The organism is Polaromonas sp. P5_D5 (assembly GCF_054049435.1).
The window spans coordinates 947,540-966,647 of record NZ_JBFUMJ010000001.1 but is presented as its reverse complement, the minus strand read 5'-3'; the positions used below and the strand labels follow the sequence as shown (position 1 = coordinate 966,647).

The following is a 19,108-nucleotide window of genomic DNA, read 5'->3' as shown; positions in this document are numbered from 1 at the left end:
AGGCTTCCAGCCCTTACCTGAAAAGCGCAGGTAGCTATTAAATCAATAGCGACCCGAAATTCAGCTTGCTTCAGCCTGCACCAGCAACGCCGCTTGCGCCGGCAGCTCGGCCAGCATCACCACTTGTCCCGGCGTGATTACCAGGTCGGGCTTGAAGCGGTCTTCTGCGGCAAGCCCTGCGCGTTGCCACCGAAGCTTCACCACGCGCTCCTGCAGGCGCAGCGTGATCTCAAACGAGGGCCAGTGCCCCGGTACACGGGGCGACAGCGACAGCGCACCTTGCTGCACCTTGAGGCCCAGAATGTTTTCCAGCGCCGCGCGGTGCAGCCACGCAGCCGAGCCGGTGTACCAGCTCCAGCCGCCGCGGCCTACATAGGGCGCCGCGCCATAGATGTCACCCGCCATCACGTAGGGCTCCAGCTCATAGGCGGGGCCGCGAACGGGGTGCTCGCTGCGGTGGGCCGGGCTCAGTGCCTTGAAGCTTTCCCAGGCGGCTTCGGTATCGCCGGTGATGGCTTGCGCCATCATGGCCCAGACGGCAGCATGCGAGTACTGGCCACCGTTTTCACGCACCCCCGGCGGGTAGGCCTGGATGTAGCCCGGGTTGTTGTCCGACTTTTCCAGCGGTGGCGCCAGCAGGCGCAGCAGGCCCGCTTCGTTGTCCACCAGCTGTTCATTCATGGCCTGCATGGCCGGGCCGATGAAGGCCTCGGTGGAAGCGCCGGAAAGCACCGACCAGGCTTGGGCAATCAGGTCGATGCGGCATTCGTCATTGGTGGAGGAGCCGAGCGGTGCGCCGTTGTCGAAGAACGCCCGGCGGAACCAGGCACCGTCCCAGCCCGCGTCGTGCAGGGCGGCAACCCAGCCGGAACGGGCCTGGCGCCAGCGCTGCGCACGGCCGTCGTCGCCGCGCGATGCGGCCAGGGGCAGAAAGTCATTGACCACGCGGCATAAAAACCAGCCCAGCCAGACAGACTCGCCGTGGCCTTCGTGGCCCACGCGGTTCATGCCGTCGTTCCAGTCACCCGTACCCATGAGCGGAAGGCCGTGTGCCCCGATGGCCAGGCTGCGGTCCAGGGTACGGGCGCAGTGTTCGAACACCGTGGCGGTTTGCCCGCTGGTTTGCGGCGCGTAATACGCGTCTTCCGCACCTTCGGGAATCGACGGCCCGTCGATGAAGGCAACCTCTTCATCCAGGATGCTGGTGTCGCCTGTGACCTGGACATACCAGGCGCAGGCATAGGGCAGCCACAGCAAATCGTCCGAAAAATGGGTGCGCACGCCCTCACCGCCGGGCGCGTGCCACCAGTGCTGGACATCCCCCTCGGGGAATTGGCGCGAGGCGTTCAGCATGATTTGCGTACGCAGGCGGCCCGGTTCAATGACGGCGAAGGCCATGGCGTCCTGCAACTGGTCCCGAAAGCCGAATGCGCCGCCGGCCTGGTAGAAACCGGCCTTGGACCACAGGCGCGATGCCAGGGTCTGGTAGAGCAGCCAGCGGTTGACCAGGGCGTCAAACAGCGGATCGGGCGTGTGCACCTGCACTTTGCCCAGTAACCCGGACCAATAAGCCTTGACCTGTTCAAGCGCCTGCGCCGCATCTTTGCCTTGCCAGCTGCGGGCCAGTTGCAGGGCTTGCGTGGCGTCGGCGGCATGGCCGAGCAGGAAGGTGAATGCAAGAGTCTGGCCGGGAAGCAGGGAGAACTCGCCTGCCAGCGCGGCGCAGGGGTCCGCGCCGCCGGCGGCATTCTGGCCCAGGGCGGAAGGAAGCACCAGCCGGCCCGTTGCGTCGAAAAATTCGCTTCGGTCGCAGGTCCACTCGGGTGTGCCGGGCAAACCGGTCAGCGACAGGAACGCCGTGCTGCCGCCGAAGCCCGCCCGGCTTTCACGCTGCTGCGCAAACACGGCTGTCAGCAGGCTGTCTTTGTCTTTCCACGCATGTATGGTGCGGCGTTCGTGGCGTGCAGCACCCATCTGCCATTCGACCATGGCCAGGGCGCGCAGCTTGCGCGTGGCGCTGCCCTGGTTATGAAGCGTGACCTGCACCAGTTTGACCGGATCAGTTTGAGCAACAAAAAAAGTGGTTTCCGCATGAAGCGCACCGTGCTGGCATTCGAATACGGTGTAGCCCTGGCCGTGACGCACACGGCAGGCAGGCGCCGGGCCGTGTTGTGCCGACGGGCTTAATGCCAGCACTTGCTGCGTGTCCACGTCCTGCAGCAGATAGTGCTCGAAGGTGGGATCCGCCACCGGATCGTTGGACCAGGGCGTGACCTGGTGCAGCCGGCTGTTTACCGCCCATGTGTAGCCGGCACCGGTCTCAGACACCTGAAAGCCGAAAGAGGGATTCGCGATCACGTTGATCCATGGTCGGGGCGGGCGGTGCAGGCTGTCAACGTCAAACCGGAACTCGCCGGTGTCGGCATCGAACTGTCCCTGGGGCATCTGCAGTGCACCAGCTTGTCCGGTGGCACCGGCAGAACCGGAGGAGGGCGCCGGCAGCGGACGCGTGGCGGAGCCCGCACGGCGCTGGGCGTTGGCCGTGCTGCGTAGCGCTGCGGCCTGTTGTTCAAGCGGCCTGCCGTCTGCCACCAGAATGACGCGTGCCAACCCCGTCAGCGCGGCTTTTTCCGAGGGCACGATTTCCTGGTCGCGCAGCAGGTAAAAGCCACCGGCGTCGCTGCGCGGAAAGCTGTTTTCCGTTTGTTGCAGTGTGCGGTCGCGCAGCGCCAGGATGTCGCGTTGCAAGGGCATCAGGTAGGAGTTGACTTCGCTGTTGAGGATGACCACGTCGGTACCCAGCCCGCAGAAACTCCACCAGGGTTGGGCCCGCAGCAATGAATGCACCAGTGCCATCCCGTTGCTGGAGTGGATGAGCACCAGTACGATGGGTTTGTCTCCCGAGATGCCGAAACGCCAGAGCTGGCGCTGGTCCAGCAGGCCGCGTTCCGCCATTGGCCGCGCGCAGCTGTACATCAGCGCCGTGTTCAGGTCCTGCAGCGCTGCATTTTCCTCAGGGTCGACCCCCAGGTCGCGCAGCCGCACCTGGGCCAGCGTGGCGGCCATGCGGGTAGCGCGCTCCACGTGCATGGGCTGCAGGTATTTGTCGATGCGTGCTGCGAGTTCGTCGCTGCTGGACGCGGCGGCTGTGGCAAAGCTGAGCCGGGCCACGCCGCCTGCCGGAATCCGGATGCGAAGGCGCAGGCCCGCAACCGGGTCCAGTCCGTTGATGGGTGAGCCGTCCTGGCCGTGCGCCTCGGTCCGCAATGCCGGCTGGCCCGGCTCCCGGTTACGGCCCAGAAAGGCGCGCCTGTCCGAGATGAAATCGATGGCGCGGACGTTGGCCTCTGAATTGGCGAGGAAATGTGCGACCGCCATGACAGGATCGCCCTGCAGCCGGGGTTTGCGCGACAGCAGCAGGGCGCGCCATTCGGGATGCCAGCGTGTCTGGACAAACAGGTTCGAAAATGCCGGATGGGCCTCGTCGGCGCGCGGGTCGGTCAACACCGCTTCAAAACATGAAATCACGTCGAGCGTCATCTCCGTGGCCGACAGGTTGCGCAGCGTCACGTTGCGCATTTCAGTGTCGTCCTCGGGACTGACCAGCACGCTGGTGCTTGCCTCCAGCTGATCGGAGCTCACGTCAAATTGCACGCGGTCCGGCAGGTAGGTGGCCTTGTATTGCCAGCCGGGATGCGGCGCCGGATGTTGCGTCAGGGACCAGGCCTGCTCCTGGCCGGACGGACGCAGGTAGATGAAGGTACCGCAGGCATCGCGCAGCAGGTCGTCGCGCCAGCGGGTGATGTTGTAGGTCTTGCCTGCGGTGCGCCAGCGGCTGACACCGGCCCCATTGGCGCGCAGGGCGACGCTGTAGCGCCCGTTGGACAGCAGCTGTGTAGGTTGCCAGCCGGGCATGGCCGGGTCGATCTCACGTGAATGGTACAGCCGGGCTTCGGCCAGCTCCGCGGGTTCGGGCAATGCGCGCGGGTCTGCGCTTTCGATGATCTGGCGCGGTGTCTTTTCATGCAGCAGCGATTCGAACGCCTGCACCAGCGGGGTCGAAGCGAACCAGCGGCGCGGTGCTTCGTTGCACAGCACATTGCACAGTGCCACCAGCGACATGCCCTGGTGGTGCGCCATGTAGGTGTTGACCAGGCTCATCGCCTGGGCGCCTGGTTGCCTGGCGACGGTGAAATCCAGCGCATCGGCAAAGCCGTATTCGCCGCGCGCACCCCATTGCTCAAGCTGGCGCAGGTTCGCCACCGCTTCTTGCGGCGTGAACTGGGACGCCATGATGCTGGCATAGGGCGCCACAACGCGGTCGGCAGGCGGGGTCCGCCGAAGGGCCAGTCGCGGCACGCCAAACGGCGAATACTGGTAGGCCAGCGTATGGTCTTGCCCAAAGTAGGCCGACTCCGAAACGCCCCATGGCAGGCCCTGTGCCTGGCCCCAGGCCTGCTGCTCCTTGACGGCCGCAAGGCCGGACACATGCAACAGGCCTTCGTCGGGCTCGCTCATGACCAGCGAAGGCATCAGGTATTCAAACATCGAGCCCGACCAGGACTTCAGGCCGGGCGTTACGCCCACCGTCAGGAAGGCGCGGCCCAACGCCAGCCAGTGGCGCCGCGGCACATCACCTTTGGCAATCGCCAGGAAGCTGGTCAGGCGCGCCTCCGAGGCGATCAGGTCGTAATAGCTGGCGTCAAGTGCCTGCTCGTGCACACGCAGCCCGATATGAAACAGGTGGCGCTTGGGGCTGTAAAGGCCGCCGAAATCCATCGCCATACAAAGCTTTTCACAGCGGGCTCCCAATTCCAGGAGTTCGGCGGATTCGCCTGGCGATGTTTCCTGGTGCGCCGCCAGCTGGCGAACACACTGCGCGACGGCCAGCAGGTGGCCCGCCAGGTTACCGCTGTCTACGGTGGAAACATAGGCCGGAGGCAGCACTTGCAGCGACCGGGTTTCATACCAGTTGAGCAGGTGGCCCTGGTGCTTGGGCAGTGCTTCGACCGTCCCCAGCGTGGCGCCCAGCCGCGCGATCAGCTCGGTGGTGGATATCCAGTTGAACTCGCGCGCACAGGCTGCAGCCATCAGGTACAGGCCGATGTTGGTCGGCGAGGTGCGGTGTGCGATCGTCGGTTCCGGTTCCATCTGCAGGTTGTCCGGCGGCAGGTGGTGGTCTTCGGGGCCGACGCAGCGTTCAAAGAAGCGCCAGGTCTGGGCCGCCAGCTTCATGAGGTAGGCGCGGTCTGCGGCGCTGAGTGACAGATATGGCGCGCGAACAGCCGGCTTGCTGCCCCACCAGGCCACTGCGGGCGCCAGCGCCCACAGCAGGAAAAGCACCGGGCCGATCAGGGGATGCGGCCCCCAGCATGCGGCCGTGCCCAGCGCGAGGCATAACGCGGACACCGGGGCATGATTGCGGACAAAAGCGCCCAGCGTGTACTGGGCGGAAGCCTGCGACTGGGCGGCGGTGGTCCACTGCAGCAGATGGCGGCGGCTGATGGCCATGCGCCAGAGGGCCCGTGTGATGGCGTCGAACGACAGGGCAGCCAGGGCGGGCAGCTGGCTCAATTGCCAAAGCGCCTGCGCCATGCTGCGCGCCACATCGCGCATGCCGACGTCAAAGAAGTGCCCCCAGGCGATGCCTCGCCGTGTGGGAACCAGCCCTGCCAGCGCACCCATCAAGGGGCCGGCCAGGAATGCCAGAACAGTGAAAACCAGTGCCGTCGTCACAGGCAGCGCCCCCGTGAATATTGTCCAGGCCACAAGCGCGAAGCAGGCCGGGGCGATCATCGAGCGGCGCAGGTTGTCCGCCATGCGCCACAGGCCCAGGGCATCAATGCCGTAGCGCTTCGCATGCAGCATCAGCGGCAGCAATTGCCAGTCGCCGCGCGTCCAGCGGTGCACGCGTGATGCGGCCACGCCCGCGTGATGTGGGTGGTCTTCCATCAGCACGACGTCGCCTGCGTAGCCGCAGCGGGCGATGCTGCCTTCCAGCAGGTCGTGGCTCAGGATGGCGCCCTCGGGCATGCGGCTGTCCAGCACGGCATGCACGGCCTCGACATGCAGCAGGCCCTTGCCGATGAAGTTGCCCATGCCGAACACGTCCTGGTACAGGTCGGAGGTACCGTTGCTGTAAGGGTCCAGGCCGCGCTGGCCTGCAAACATCGCATGGAAGGGGGAACGCTCGTGGTGGGCCGACAGGGGCATGGCCACGCGGGGCTGCAGGATGCCGTAGCCGGCGGTCACGCGCCGCGTCTCGCGGTCGACGTGCGGCGTGTTCAGCGGGTGCGCAGCGATGGCCACCAGTTCGCGCAGGGAGCCCGCCGGCAGGCTGGTGTCGCTGTCGAGCGTCAGCACGTAGCGTATGCCCGGCGCCAGCCGCATGTTGACGTCCACAGGGACAAACGGCGATGACGAGTGTCCGGCCAGTTGCCGCAACAGCATTTCAAGCTTGCCACGCTTGCGTTCCGCCCCGATCCAGCGGCGCTCTGTCGCGGACCAGCTGCGCGGGCGGTGCAGCAGTAAAAATCTTGCCGGTGAGTCGGAGCTCGCCGGCGGGCAGGCTGCGTTGAGTGCGCGCAGTTTGACGAGGACGTCCTCAAGCAGCTCTGCGTCGCCGGCCAGGCTCTCGGCGTCGGCGTCGGCCCAGTCTGTCAGCAGGGCAAACTGCGCATGGGTTTCGCGGCTGGCCAGCCAGTGCAGCTGCAGGCGGTGCACCAGTTCGCTGTTGGCGCAAGCTGAAGAAAGCATCGAAGGTATCACCACCAGCACGCGGTGTTCAGCCGGGATGCCCGTGCTGAAATCGAGACGGGCCAGGGGCTGTATGCGTGTGGATTCGGCGATCAGCCGGTGGATCAGCGCAGCGACCACTTCCGACGCGGGCCAGGCCATCAGCACCAAGGCTACCCACGCCGTCCAGGGTAGCGTGGCGAGCGGGTGTGCGGCCCAACTGAGCAATGCAGCGGTTCCGGCAATCCATGCGGCCGCGTAGAGCGGCAGGCGCCAGGCGCGTGGTGTTTCGGGGGCCGGCAATGGTTTGTGCGGCGCTGCGGCGGGCTGCAATGCTGCTTCCAGCAGGGGGCGGCCCGGCCCTATCAGGTAGTAGCCGGCGGTGTGTGCCGCCAGGGAGTTGTTGGGCTGGTGCGCTGCGGCCAGCACCGCTTCGGCGACGGCGCGCTCGGATTTACCGGTTTGCTGCGCCAGTCGCTCCATGGCGCGCGTGATCTGTTGGCGCGTCATCTCGCTTTCGCGGGAAAAGCTCGGCAGCCGGCGCAAGACCTGCAGGGAATGGCTGACCGGCTCGATCAGCTCCACCCACTCCACCTGGCCTATGAGCCGCAGGGTGGTGATGATGTTGCTGACGGTCAGGTTGGCGGCGACCTGGGTGGTTTGCCCTTCGCCGATCATGCCCAGGGCATCGCCGCAATGCTTTTCGGTCCAGCGGACGAGGGGTGGCGCCGTAGGCGAGTCCGGCTCTTCACGTTCGGCGGGCATGCGCTGCCAGAGCTGCGTGAGATAGCTGCGTTCAAGGCCATGGGCCTGCATGAGGGCGTACAGCTCGTCGAGCTCCTGCAGGCTCAGTACGCCGGCCTTGTCCCAGGTGGCATGCGCCACTTCGCGGGCCACCTTGTTCCAGGCGATGCGGTCGGCCATGCGGCGCAGGTTTTCCAGCAGGACCACACGCAGCGTGGTCGGCAAGGCCCAGAGTTCGCCGAGATTGAGTTCACTGACCTCCTGGTAGGCATGCAGGAAGGCCGTGAAAAGCTCCGGGTCCAGCACGCTGTCGGTGTGCGCTACATAGGCCCATGCAATACCGTACACCCGGGGAAGGCCCTCCAGCGGCTTGCTCGCCAGTTTGGGCAAATCCGCGTAGTAGCGGTGGGGGACGCCATCCTGGATCTGTTGCAATTGGGCTTCGACAAGGTGGAAGTTGTCGAGCAGCCATTCGGCGGCCGGCGTTACGTAGTGGCCTGTCAGCGAAGTCAGGGCGATGTAGTCGTAAGCAAGGCGGATCGCGGCGATGTTTTCCTGCACGCGCGGGAAAAAAGGCGGACCGTGATCAGGGCTGCCGGCAGGCCTGATGGGTTGGGCTGCGGCCAGGCTGCGGCCGTGTTCTTCAAAGCGCTGCGCACCGAAAAGTTCAGCGCGGATGGGCTGCTCTGCGCCGCCCTGGCGGGAGGCGAGCAGTTGCCGGGCGTAGGCGCTTAGGGTGTCCAGCCGCTCGATGACAGCGGGGGTCACGCGCTCAGGCTACGGCTAACAGGCCAAGAAAAATAGCCAGTATGGCCGCGACTGTGATGATGCGCGGTGAGGCCAGGGAGTGCGCGGACTGAAGCCCGGACTGGAGCGTAAAAAACCGGCTGCGCGAATGCGCGCACTGATCCATGTGTGACGCCAGATCGGCGGCGTCGGTGGAAACAAAATCGTTTTGAATGGCGGACGGTGAGTCGGCCATGATCTCCAGGGTAGTCATGATTTTGCGCTCCGGGGGTAGCTGGTTTGGGCAACGCGTGGCGAAATACCCGCATTGCTCCGTGTCTGACACCATGCTACGCACCGGCCCCTCGCGGGGCCATCAGAAGACGCTGGAGTTTGTCTAGGACAAGGCCTACAGTATGCGCCCCTGGTAATACCCCCACAGCGGGGAATCTCTCACGCGCAGCATGGCTGCCCGTTGTTCACGGCCATTCAACCTGTGTTGCGCAGGCCCGCGGCAATCCCGTTGATGGAAATGTGAATGCCGGTTTGCACCCGCTGGTCGGCCTGGCCGGCGCGGTAGCGCCGCACCAGCTCCACCTGGAGGTGGTGCAGGGGGTCGATGTACGGAAAACGGTGGCGGATGGAGCGCTGCAGGGCGGCGTTGCCCGCCAGCCGCTGCTTTTCCCCGGTGATCAGCGTCAGCGCCTCGGCCGTGCGGTGCCATTCGGACTCAATCGCACTGAAGATTTTTTTGCGCAGGCGCGCATCGCCCACCAGCTCCGAATAACGTGAGGCCAACGCCAGGTCGCTCTTGGCCAGCACCATGTCCATGTTGCTGAGCAGGGTGCGGAAAAACGGCCACTGCTTGTACATTTTTTGCAGCAATGCCAACGCTTCCCTGCGGCTGGCGGGCGTACCGCCCTGCTGGAGGAATTGCTCGATGGCCGAGCCGAAGCCATACCAGCCGGGCAGGGTCAGGCGGCACTGGCCCCAGCTGAAACCCCAGGGAATCGCACGCAGGTCTTCAATTTTCTGCGAAGCTTTGCGTGACGCCGGGCGGGAGCCGATGTTGAGTTCCGCAATCTCGCGGATCGGCGTGGAGCCAAAAAAGTATTCGGTGAACCCCGGGGTTTCATAAACCAGGTTGCGGTAGGCGGCCATGCTGGCCTGTGACAACTCGGCGGCGGCTTGCAAAAAGGCCTTGGTAGCGGGCTTGGTCGGCTGCAGCAGTGTGGCCTCCAGCGTGGCTGCCACCAGTGTTTCCAGGTTGCGCCGGCCGATTTCCGGATTGGCGTATTTGGAGCCGATCACTTCTCCTTGCTCGGTCAAACGGATCTGGCCGCGCACCGTGCCGGGCGGCTGCGCCAGGATGGCCTGGTAGCTCGGACCGCCGCCGCGGCCGACCGTGCCGCCGCGGCCATGGAACATGCGCAACTGGATGTTGTGCGAATTGGCCAGCTCGTCGAACAGCTCGACCAGCGCGATCTCGGCGCGGTACAACTCCCAGTTGCTGGTGAAGATGCCGCCATCCTTGTTGCTGTCCGAGTAGCCGAGCATGATGTCCTGCTCGGCACCGCTGCGCTTGACCAGCTGGGCGATGCCGGGCAGGGCGTAGAACTCGCGCATGATGGGCGCGGCATTGCGCAGGTCTTCGATGGTTTCAAACAGCGGCACGACGATGAGGTCGTTGGTGGCATGGCTGTCGAGCGTGGCGTGCATGAGGCCGACTTCTTTTTGCAGCAGCAGAACCTCGAGCAGATCGCTCACGGTCTCGGTATGGCTGATGATGTAGTGGCGGATCGCTTCCTTGCCGAAGCGGGCGCGCGCGGTGCGGGCCGCCTCAAAAATCGCCAGTTCACCGCGGGCGTGGGCTGAATAAGCGGTGCCGACCACGCGCAGCGGCCGTGCATCGTTGAGCAGGCCCATCAGCAGTGCGCGTTTGGCCGCTTCGTCCAGCTTGCCGTAATTCGCCTCGATGCGTGCAACGGCCAGCAGCTCGGCCACCACTTCTTCGTGCTTGTCGGAACTCTGGCGCAGGTCGACCGTGGCCAGGTGAAAACCAAACACTTCGACCGCGCGGATCAGCGGGTGCAGGCGCTGGGCGATCAGCGCTTCACCGTGATGGGCCTTGAGGGATCCTTCGATGGTGCGCAGGTCGGCCAGGAAGTCTTCCGACTTGAGGTAGGCGTTTTGCGGTGCCACGGCATGGCGCGCGGCATCGCCGCCGGTCAGGTCCTTGAGTGTGGCGGCCAGGCGTGCGTAGACGCCGGTGAGGGCGCGGCGATAGGGCTCGTCCTTGCGGTGTTCGCTGGTATCGGGCGAGCTTTCGGCGAGCAGCCGCATCGCGGGGCTGAATTCGACCAGCATGGCTGACAGCGAGAGCTCGCCGCCCAGGAAATGCACCTCGGTCAGGTAGTGGCGCAGCGCCACTTCTGCCTGCCGGCCCAACGCGTAATTGAGGGTGTCGGCGCTGACGTTGGGATTGCCGTCGCGGTCGCCGCCTATCCATTGGCCCATGCGCAGAAAGCTGTGTACCGGCTGGTTGCCCAGCTCGCGCTCCAGGTTGGCGTAAAGCTTGGGAATCTCCCGCAGGAAAGTGGCTTCGTAGTAACTCAGCGCATTTTCGATCTCATCGGCGACGGTGAGTTTGGAAAACCGCAGCAAACGGGTTTGCCACAGCTGCATGACGCGGGCGCGAAGCTGCGCTTCATTGGCGGCCAGCTCGCGCGGTGTCAGCGCGTCCTTGGCGGCATTGACAGCTTGCGCCAGCGCCTTGATGTCGTCCCGCGCTGTCAGCAGCAGGGCGATGTCGCGCTCGGCGTCCAGGATGCTTTTGCGCTGCACCTCGGTCGGGTGGGCGGTAAGCACCGGCGAGACAAAGCTGTGCGCCAGGGTGGTGGAAATGGTTTTGGTCGAGATGCCGGCCCAGCGCAGTCGGGCCAGCGCCACGTCGATACTGCCTTCCTGCGTGTCGCCTGCGCGCTCGTGGACCGCGCGGCGGCGGATGTGGTGGCGGTCTTCGGCCAGGTTGGCCAGGTGGCTGAAATAGGTGAAGGCGCGGATCACGCTGACCGTCTGGTCGCCGGACAGGCCCTTGAGCAATTTCTTGAGCGACTTGTCGGCTTCGGGATCGGCGTCGCGCCGGAAGCTGACGGAGAGCTTGCGCACCTGCTCGATCAGTTCGTAGGCGGCAACGCCTTCCTGCTCGCGGATCACGTCGCCCAGAATGCGGCCCAAGAGGCGGATGTCTTCGACCAGCGGGCGTTCGTTGTCCCTGGAACGAGTGGACGACTTACCGCCCCCACGTTCACCCACTGCGTGTGGTTCTCTGCCCCCCGAGGGGGCTGGCCTTGCTTGGGGCGGCCCTGCGCTGCGGCCGCCGCTCTTGTCGCTGACAGCGGAGTTATTCCTTTTTACGCGCGCGGAAGTGACCATCTCTGCCCTCTAGTTCTTTAGCCTTGCATGCTAGCATTCACTTCCCCCCAAGTATTACAAGCAGGTTACGAGTGTCCGCAGCGTTTGAATCCAGACCGAATGATATGAAAAAAGTGGTCATCGCCACCCGCGAAAGCCGTCTGGCGATGTGGCAGGCCGAGCATGTGAAGGCGCTGCTGGAGTCGCGCCTGGGCTGGCAGGTCGAGCTGCTGGGTATGACCACACAGGGCGACCAGATACTGGACCGCTCACTGAGCAAGGTCGGCGGCAAGGGCCTGTTCGTCAAGGAACTCGAAGTGGCGCTCAGCGAAGGGCGGGCCGACCTGGCAGTGCATTCGCTCAAGGATGTGCCCATGGACCTGCCCGAAGGTTTTGCGCTGGCCTGTGTGCTGGAGCGCGAGGACCCGCGCGATGCTTTTGTCTCTAATCAATTTGCCACACTCGCGGATCTGCCGCAGGGCGCCGTGGTGGGCACTTCCAGCCTGCGCCGGCTGGTGCTGCTCAAGGCCATGCGCCCCGACCTGGTCATACAGCCGCTACGCGGCAACCTCGACACGCGCCTGCGCAAGCTCGACGAAGGCCAGTACCAGGCCATCGTGCTGGCGGCTGCGGGCCTGAAGCGCCTCGGTCTGGAATCACGCATCCGCAGCGCATTTGAGCCCGAAGACATGTTGCCGGCCGCAGGCCAGGGCGCCCTGGGCATTGAAGTGTGCGCCGATCGCGCCGACCTGATGGCCGCGTTGGCCACGCTGGCGCACCAGCCGACCTGGCTGGCCGTGACGGCCGAGCGTACGGTGTCGCGCGCCATGGGCGGCAGTTGTTCCCTGCCGCTGGCGGCCTTTACGCAGGGTGCCGCCAATGGGGACGCCATGCAGCTCAATGCCGCCTGGGGCGACCCGGCCACCGCCGAGGCGCCATCCGCCGCCGCAGGCCCGCTGGCGCCGCTGGTGCAGGTCAACCAGACCGCCGTGGTGCGCAGCTTTGCCGAGGCCGAGGCCCTGGGCGAGGCCGTGGCGGCGCAATTGCGCGCCGGCGGCGCCGTGTGGGCCGGCAAAGCCCCGGGCGCCTGATGCCGCAGGCGCCGGTGCCTTCGGCTGGCGCTATGACCCGCGTCATCGTGACGCGGCCCGTGCAGGATGCGCAGCACTGGGTGCAGCAACTGCAGCAGGGGGGCTTTGCCGCTGAGGCGCTACCGCTGATTGACATCGCCCCCGCTCTGGATACGGCCGCGCTGGAGCGCGTCTGGCAAACACTGGGCCAATACGCCGCCTGCATGTTTGTCAGCGGCAATGCGGTGGAGTACTTTTTCAAGAAAAAAATGGCTGTAACCCATAAGGGACGTGCGCAAGCAGCTATCAATAACATAGCGAATGCCGATGCAATGCTGCCGGCTGCGCTGCGTTTCCTTGCGCCCGGGCCGGGCACTGTGGCGGCTTTGGTAGCCGCCGGGGTACCTGCCGGGCAGATCGATGCGCCGCCGGCCGATGCGGCCCAGTTTGATTCGGAAGCCCTATGGGCGGTGACAGGCCTGCGCGACTGGCACGGCAAACGCGTGCTGGTGGTGCGGGGGGAAGGCGCTGTCTCGTCTGGGGCCACGGCATCTTCCGGCCGCGACTGGATCGCCCGCCAGTGGGAGGCCGCTGGTGCGCAGGTGGATTTTGTGGGGGTTTACCGGCGCCTTGCGCCTGTGCTCAGCGAAACACAACTTCAGCGCGCGCGCGCGGCCAGCGTGGATGGGTCTGTATGGCTCTTCAGCAGCTCTGAAGCGGTGGCCAACCTGACGGCCTTGCCTGCGCTGGCCGGGGTGGACTGGCGCCGCGCCCGCGCGGTGGCCACGCATCCGCGGATTGAGGAAGCCGTGCGTGCTGCCGGTTGGGGTGTTGTTGTGGCGTCACGTCCTGCCCTGAAGGACATCAGGGACACACTTGCCTCGATAGAATCTCTTTATCCATGAGTGACAGCCCTAACGCCCAGCCTCCATCCTCCACGCCAGACAACGAGCCGGTGCTGGAACGCGCGCTGGTGCCGCTTCCCCCGCAACCCGTTTCGCCCGACGTCTGGGTGGTGCCGCGCAAATGGGCGCTGCTGGTTGCCGCGCTGGCGGCTGCGGGCTTGCTCGTAAGCGGCTTGCTGTGGCAAAAGCTCGGCAATATCCAGGAAGAGCTGGCCCGCCGCAGCATTGATTCCGGCGCGCAGGCCATTGAAGCGCGCACACTGGCGCGCCAGGCCCAGGAAGGTACGCGCGAACTCTCCGCACGGCTGGCCATCCAGGAAACCCGCATCAGCGAAGTCAGCCTGCAGCGCACCCAGCTGGAGGAGCTCATGCAGAGCCTGTCGCGCTCGCGCGATGAGAATCTGGTGGTCGATGTGGAGTCGGCCCTGCGCCTGGCCCAGCAGCAGGCCCAGCTCACCGGCAGCGCCGAACCGCTGCTGGCCGCGCTCAAGTCGGCCGACCAGCGCCTGTCGCGCGCCGCGCAGCCGCGCCTGAACCCGCTGCAACGCGCCATTGCCAAAGACATGGACCGCATCAAGGCCGCAACGCTGACCGACGTGCCGGTTCTCATGCTCAAGCTCGACGAACTGGTCCGCATGGCAGACGACCTGCCGGTGGCCAACGCCATGGTGGCAGCCGGCCAGCGTGCATTGCCCGCTGCGGCCGCGCCGGCCTCCGCGCCGCGCGCTGCTGCGTCGGCCGCGTCTTCCGCCGGAAAGTCTTCCATGCTGGGATTCGACAAGCTGGCTCTCGATGCCTGGTCGCAGCGCACGCTGGACAACCTGCGCGAAGAAGCACGCAAGCTGCTGCGCGTGAGCCGCATTGACCAGCCCGAGGCCGCCCTTGTGTCGCCGGAGCAGTCGTTTTTCCTGCGGGAGAACCTCAAGCTGCGCCTGCTCAATGCGCGCCTGGGCCTGCTGTCGCGCCAGACGGATTCGGTGCGCGCCGACCTTGGCAGTGCCAATGCCTGGCTGGGCAAATATTTTGATGCCTCGTCCCGCAAAACGCAGGCCGCAGCGCAGTTGCTGGCCCAGGTCCAGGGCCAGCTGAAAACCAGCGAGCTTCCGCGCCTGGACGAAACCATGGCCGCGCTGGCCACAGCGGCCGCAGGCCGCTGAGCGGGAAAAGGCAGGAACCAGCATGCGCGCCGCCCTCTGGCTTTTGGCCCTGTTTGGCGTGGCCGTTGCCGTGGCCCTGTTTACGGGCAACAACCAGGCCGTGGTCACCATCTTCTGGCCGCCGCACCGTGTCGATATTTCCTTCAACCTGATGGTGATGCTGCTGGCAGCGCTTTTCCTGGTGTTGTACCTGGCCTTGCGCGCGCTGTCGGCGGTGTTTTCGCTGCCGGCGGAAGCCAGGCGCTGGCGTGCCCAGCAAAAAGAGCGTGCCATGTACGGCGCTCTCATGGATTCTCTGGCGCATCTGCTGGCGGGGCGCTACATCCGTTCGACCAAGTCGGCACAAAATGCGCTTGCGCAGGCAAAGAGCCTGAACCTGCTGACCGACGAATCCGGCCATGTGACAGGCCACAGCACCAGCCGCGGCAGACAGTTGCGTTCGCTGGCCCATCTTCTGGTGGCCGAAGCCGCGCAGGCGCTCCAAAACAAGAGCTTGCGCGACCAGCACCTGCAATTGGCGTTGAAGAGCTCCCGTCATGCGCAGGAAGTGCGTGAGGGCGTGCAGTTCCGTGCGGCTCGCTGGGCGCTGGACGACCGTGACGCGGGTGCGGCACTGGATTGGCTGGGCCAGCTTCCGCAGGGGGCATCGCGCCGCACGCTGGCCCTGCGCATGAAGCTGCGCGCCTCGCGGCATGCGCGGCACACGGCGCAAGCGCTGGAAACCGCGCGCCTGCTGGCCAAGCACCGCGCTTTTTCGCAGGCGGCGGCGCAAAGCATTGTGCGCGGTCTGGCCCTGGAGCTGCTGAACGATGCGCACGACCCCGCGCAGCTGCAGCAGGCCTGGTTCTCGCTGGATGACACCGAACGCGCCATGCCCGAGCTGGTGGTGCATGCGGCGTCGCGCCTGATGGCGCTGCACGGTGACCCGGAACTGGCCCGCAGCTGGCTCCTGCAGGTCTGGGACCGCATGATGCAGCCGCGCTCGGAGATCGGCGACAACCTGCGCATCAAGCTGATCGGTGTCCTCGAAGGCGGCCTGGATTCGCTGGACGCAGCCTGGCTGGCCCGCATTGAAAACGCACAACTCAGCCGTCCGCGCGATGCCAACCTGCAATACCTGGCGGGCATGGCTTGCCTGAGCCGCCAGCTCTGGGGCAAGTCCCGCCAGTTGCTGACGCAGGCGGCGCCGGCGCTTCAGGATGTAACGCTTCACCGCAATGCCTGGCGCGCCCTGGCGCTGCTGGCTGAGCAGCGTGAGGACGAGGCGGGCGCTGCGCAAGCCTACAAGCGCGCCGCGCAGATATAGACAGGCTCTGAGCGCGCGCCTCGCTCCTGGCAGGCATGCCGCCCGCCGTGGCAGGTTTAGGGCTTGACCACCTGGGCCGCTTTGGCCCGCTGCACATAACCCTGGTAAGCCGGCAAAGCGATGGCGGCGATGATGCCGATGACCATGATGATGGGAAACATCAGGGCGCCGATTTTGACCAGCGTGGTGTTGGGAGGCGGAGGGGCGCCAAAGCGGTTGCTGCCCTGGGTTCCCGAATTGAAAATCCAGACCAATCCCACCAGGGGGATGAAGGCCAGGATCGCCGTCCAGCCGCTCCATCCCATGTCGTGGCTGCGCTGGATAGTCAGCAGGATGAGAAAAAGAAAATAGGGAATCATGACCACGAAACCAACGATGCCCGCTGCGGCGCCGGCGCCGGCAGCGCCTGCCAGCATGCTGAGTCCGAAGACGCCCACCAGCAAAAGCAGGTAGCCCACAAAGGTGCGGGCCAGGTACCGCATGCGTCCGACGCGACCCCTGGCAGAGAACCACTTGACGGGTTGTGTATCTCCCTCACGGTCATAGACATCAGCGACTGCCGCGCGCGGTGCGGCATAAGGATTCATGGCTTCAGACATTTCTCTTTCCCTCCTGTTGTTGAAAAACGAAGAATAACCGCTGCCGGGCTGAATGCAATCCCCGCTTACAGCAGGCCGGCGCGTTTGACCGCGTGGTAGCGGTTCACCAGCGAGACGGCCAGTTGCGTCGGCTCCACATCCATCGACAGCGGGTCATTGCCGACCACCCGCGCAAAGGCATCGCGCCGCGACTGCCCGAACAGGTGGGCCGCCGCGACATCCACGGCATCCGCCGGGCTGGACAGCACCTGGCCGGCGATGCGGCCAAGCACCCGCTCGCGCAGGCTCGCCACCAGGACGAGGTGCTTGCGGCGTAACAGTTTGAGCGCGGGACGCAGCTCAGCCGAATCCTCGTCGCGGAAGTTGGTTAGCACTATCACCAGTGCACGGCGACGCTGTACACGCAGCAGTTCCTGCGCCGCCATGAGATAGTCCGAATGCATGGCGCCGGGCTGGATGTCGTGCAGGCGATTCATGAGGGCATTCAGTGTGGCGGCGCCTTTGCGGGGCGCAAAGTCACGACGATGCCCAGGTAAACCGCCGAAAGTCATTGCGCCGACCTCGTCGCCTTCTTTCAGTGCGACATAGCTCAGCAGCATCAGCGCGTTGAGGGCCTCGTCGAAATGGCTGCTGCCGCGCAGTTCTTGCTCCGGGCTGCTTTCATCAGCGCGCATGCGGCGGCCGCAGTCGAGCAGGAAAAACACACACTGGTCGCGGTCGTCCTGGAATTCACGCACGATGGGCCGCTGGTGGCGCAGTGTGGCCTTCCAGTCGATGTGCCGCAGGGAGTCCCCGGTTTTGTAATCAGCAAGCTGGCGGAAATCAGTGCCCAGCCCGCGCTGGACATAGGTCTTAATGCCGATCTGGGCGAGCCGCCGGTCACCGGAAAGCCACGCATAGCGGGCCAGTGCGGCAAAGTTGGGATAAACGCGCAGCTTCCCGGGCTGGCCCAGCGCCTGCTGCACCTCGAAACAGCCGCCGCGAGTGTGCCAGCGCAGCTGGGTCGTGCCGAAAAGGGCGACGCCACGCTCTCTCGCGGTCACCGTGTATCGCAACTCGGCGCGCGAAGCCGGTGGCACGGTAACGGCCTGTGGCAGGCCTTCAAAGGTAAACCGCGGATCGACCTCATCGAACACCGTCACTGCCCAGGCCAGGGGACCGTCATTGACCAGCGCCAGTGTCAGCACCGTTGGCACGCCCAGTGAAAAAGCGCCGGGCAGCGTGCGCTCAATGCGCAGCGGCGCGGTCCTCCACAGGCGCAGGCTGCGCCAGAGATCAAAAATGGCGCCTGCCAGCGCCGCCAGCAAGACGGCGCCGGCCAGTATCGCGACCCGGTCAACCGGCAAACCCCCGAGCAAGGCCAGCGCGGCGGCTGCCGTGATGCAAGCCAGCACCCTGACAGTCGTTTTTGCGGGGATCACCAACCGGCGCATGAGTTGCGGCCTAGAGACGGGGGGCCTGGACGCTGCCCAAGGCACTGCGCAGCAAGTCGTCAACACCGAGGCCTTCCAGCTGCGCATCGGGCGAAATCATCACCCGGTGGCGCAAGGCCGGCAGGGCCTGCCGTGCCACATCGTCGGGTGTGATGAAGTCCCGTCCGTGCATGAGCGCGCCGGCCCGCGCAGCCCGCACCAGGGCCATGGTGCCGCGCGGCCCTGCCCCCGACGAAAGTCCTGGCCAGTCGCGCGTGGCGCGGGCGATGCGGACCGCATAGTCAATGACCTGTTCGTGCGCCTGCACCAGGCTGGCCAACCGCTGCAGTTCAAGCACCTGCGCGTCGTCCAGGCACGGCCTGACCGCATCAAGCGGCAACTGGTTGCCGGCACGCTGGCCGGTGGTCAGCTGCACGATCGCCTTTTCTTCAGCATGGCTGGGGAAGTCGATGTTGATCTTGAGCAGGAACCGGTCCAGTTGCGCCTCCGGCAGAGGGTAGGTGCCCTCGGTATCGATCGGGTTTTGTGTCGCCATCACCATGAAGGGACGGGGCAGCGGCATGGCCTTTCCTTCGAGCGTGACCTGGTATTCCTGCATCACTTCAAGCAAGGCACTCTGGGTTTTGGCTGGTGCGCGGTTGATTTCATCCGCCAGCAGCAGGTGCGTGAAGACCGGCCCCTGGTGTACCCGCAGCGTGCCGATGCCGGCTTCGCTCCGGGTCGATGGGTCCAGCACGGAATGACCCGTGATGTCCGAGGGCATCAGGTCGGGCGTGAATTGCACGCGGGCGTAGCGCAGGCTCATGGCTTGCGCCAATGCGCGCGCCAGCAATGTCTTGCCCAGTCCCGGTACACCCTCAATCAGGACGTGGCCGGATGCGACCAGCGCCACCAGGGTCTGGTCGACGGCTTCCGACTGGCCGACAACGGCTTTGCCGACCTCCTGGCGCAGGGTTTGCAGCGACTCGGCTGCGCGGCTCAGTTCTTCGTTGGGAATGAATGACATGGTGTTTCTCGGT

10 protein-coding genes are annotated in these 19,108 nt (G+C 65.6%); 4 read left to right on the top strand and 6 right to left on the bottom strand.

Annotation, left to right across the window (positions count from 1 at the left end; genetic code table 11):
- Positions 1–60: 60 nt before the first annotated feature.
- From ACXJKE_RS04800 to ppc, 3 genes are all read right to left on the bottom strand, one after another.
- On the bottom strand, positions 61–8,247 hold the full coding sequence (locus ACXJKE_RS04800; protein ID WP_457279415.1) for a GH36-type glycosyl hydrolase domain-containing protein: 8,187 nt from the start codon (positions 8,245–8,247) through the stop codon (positions 61–63).
- 4 nt (positions 8,248–8,251) lie between these two features.
- On the bottom strand, positions 8,252–8,479 hold the full coding sequence (locus ACXJKE_RS04795; protein ID WP_457279414.1) for a hypothetical protein: 228 nt from the start codon (positions 8,477–8,479) through the stop codon (positions 8,252–8,254).
- Between the two features lie 215 nt (positions 8,480–8,694).
- Positions 8,695–11,640 carry a phosphoenolpyruvate carboxylase gene (gene ppc, locus ACXJKE_RS04790; RefSeq protein ID WP_457279413.1) on the bottom strand — a complete coding sequence of 982 codons (2,946 nt, stop codon included), beginning with the start codon at positions 11,638–11,640 and terminating at the stop codon, positions 8,695–8,697.
- Between the two features lie 104 nt (positions 11,641–11,744).
- On the opposite strand from ppc, the gene hemC reads away from it, so the two are divergent.
- The 4 genes from hemC to ACXJKE_RS04770 are packed head-to-tail and all read left to right on the top strand — an operon-like array spanning position 11,745 to position 16,057.
- Positions 11,745–12,710 carry a hydroxymethylbilane synthase gene (hemC, locus tag ACXJKE_RS04785; RefSeq protein WP_457279412.1) on the top strand — a complete coding sequence of 322 codons (966 nt, stop codon included), beginning with the start codon at positions 11,745–11,747 and terminating at the stop codon, positions 12,708–12,710.
- A 32-nt stretch (positions 12,711–12,742) separates the two neighbouring features.
- Positions 12,743–13,594 (top strand): uroporphyrinogen-III synthase, encoded by an 852-nt coding sequence (locus tag ACXJKE_RS04780; RefSeq protein WP_457279411.1) that lies wholly within the window; start codon positions 12,743–12,745, stop codon positions 13,592–13,594.
- Positions 13,591–14,751 carry a uroporphyrinogen-III C-methyltransferase gene (locus tag ACXJKE_RS04775; protein WP_457279410.1) on the top strand — a complete coding sequence of 387 codons (1,161 nt, stop codon included), beginning with the start codon at positions 13,591–13,593 and terminating at the stop codon, positions 14,749–14,751. Before ACXJKE_RS04780 ends, ACXJKE_RS04775 begins: the two co-directional genes overlap by 4 nt.
- Before the next feature lie 22 nt (positions 14,752–14,773).
- A complete protein-coding gene (locus ACXJKE_RS04770) occupies positions 14,774–16,057 on the top strand; it encodes a heme biosynthesis HemY N-terminal domain-containing protein (RefSeq protein ID WP_457279409.1) in 1,284 nt (427 codons plus the stop codon).
- 56 nt (positions 16,058–16,113) lie between these two features.
- On the opposite strand, the gene ACXJKE_RS04765 is transcribed toward ACXJKE_RS04770, so the two are convergent.
- The 3 genes from ACXJKE_RS04765 to ACXJKE_RS04755 form a co-directional block, all read right to left on the bottom strand.
- Positions 16,114–16,656 carry a DUF805 domain-containing protein gene (locus tag ACXJKE_RS04765; RefSeq protein WP_457279408.1) on the bottom strand — a complete coding sequence of 181 codons (543 nt, stop codon included), beginning with the start codon at positions 16,654–16,656 and terminating at the stop codon, positions 16,114–16,116.
- Between the two features lie 65 nt (positions 16,657–16,721).
- The gene (locus tag ACXJKE_RS04760; protein WP_457279407.1) at positions 16,722–18,077 is read right to left on the bottom strand and encodes a DUF58 domain-containing protein; all 1,356 of its coding nucleotides are present in this window, start codon (positions 18,075–18,077) and stop codon (positions 16,722–16,724) included.
- A 22-nt stretch (positions 18,078–18,099) separates the two neighbouring features.
- Positions 18,100–19,095, bottom strand: coding sequence for an AAA family ATPase (locus ACXJKE_RS04755; RefSeq protein WP_457279406.1), 996 nt, complete (start codon positions 19,093–19,095; stop codon positions 18,100–18,102).
- Positions 19,096–19,108 lie beyond the last annotated feature (13 nt).

What these genes read in the sequence shown, in the direction of transcription:
- ACXJKE_RS04780 (WP_457279411.1), top strand. Translation starts at nt 12,743, where the DNA reads ATGACCCGCGTCATCGTGACGCGGCCCGTGCAGGATGCGCAGCACTGG.
- ACXJKE_RS04770 (WP_457279409.1), top strand. Translation starts at nt 14,774, where the DNA reads ATGCGCGCCGCCCTCTGGCTTTTGGCCCTGTTTGGCGTGGCCGTTGCC.
- ACXJKE_RS04795 (WP_457279414.1), bottom strand. Translation starts at nt 8,479, where the DNA reads ATGACTACCCTGGAGATCATGGCCGACTCACCGTCCGCCATTCAAAAC.
- ACXJKE_RS04765 (WP_457279408.1), bottom strand. Translation starts at nt 16,656, where the DNA reads ATGTCTGAAGCCATGAATCCTTATGCCGCACCGCGCGCGGCAGTCGCT.
- ACXJKE_RS04755 (WP_457279406.1), bottom strand. Translation starts at nt 19,095, where the DNA reads ATGTCATTCATTCCCAACGAAGAACTGAGCCGCGCAGCCGAGTCGCTG.
- hemC (WP_457279412.1), top strand. Translation starts at nt 11,745, where the DNA reads ATGAAAAAAGTGGTCATCGCCACCCGCGAAAGCCGTCTGGCGATGTGG.
- ACXJKE_RS04775 (WP_457279410.1), top strand. Translation starts at nt 13,591, where the DNA reads ATGAGTGACAGCCCTAACGCCCAGCCTCCATCCTCCACGCCAGACAAC.
- ppc (WP_457279413.1), bottom strand. Translation starts at nt 11,640, where the DNA reads ATGGTCACTTCCGCGCGCGTAAAAAGGAATAACTCCGCTGTCAGCGAC.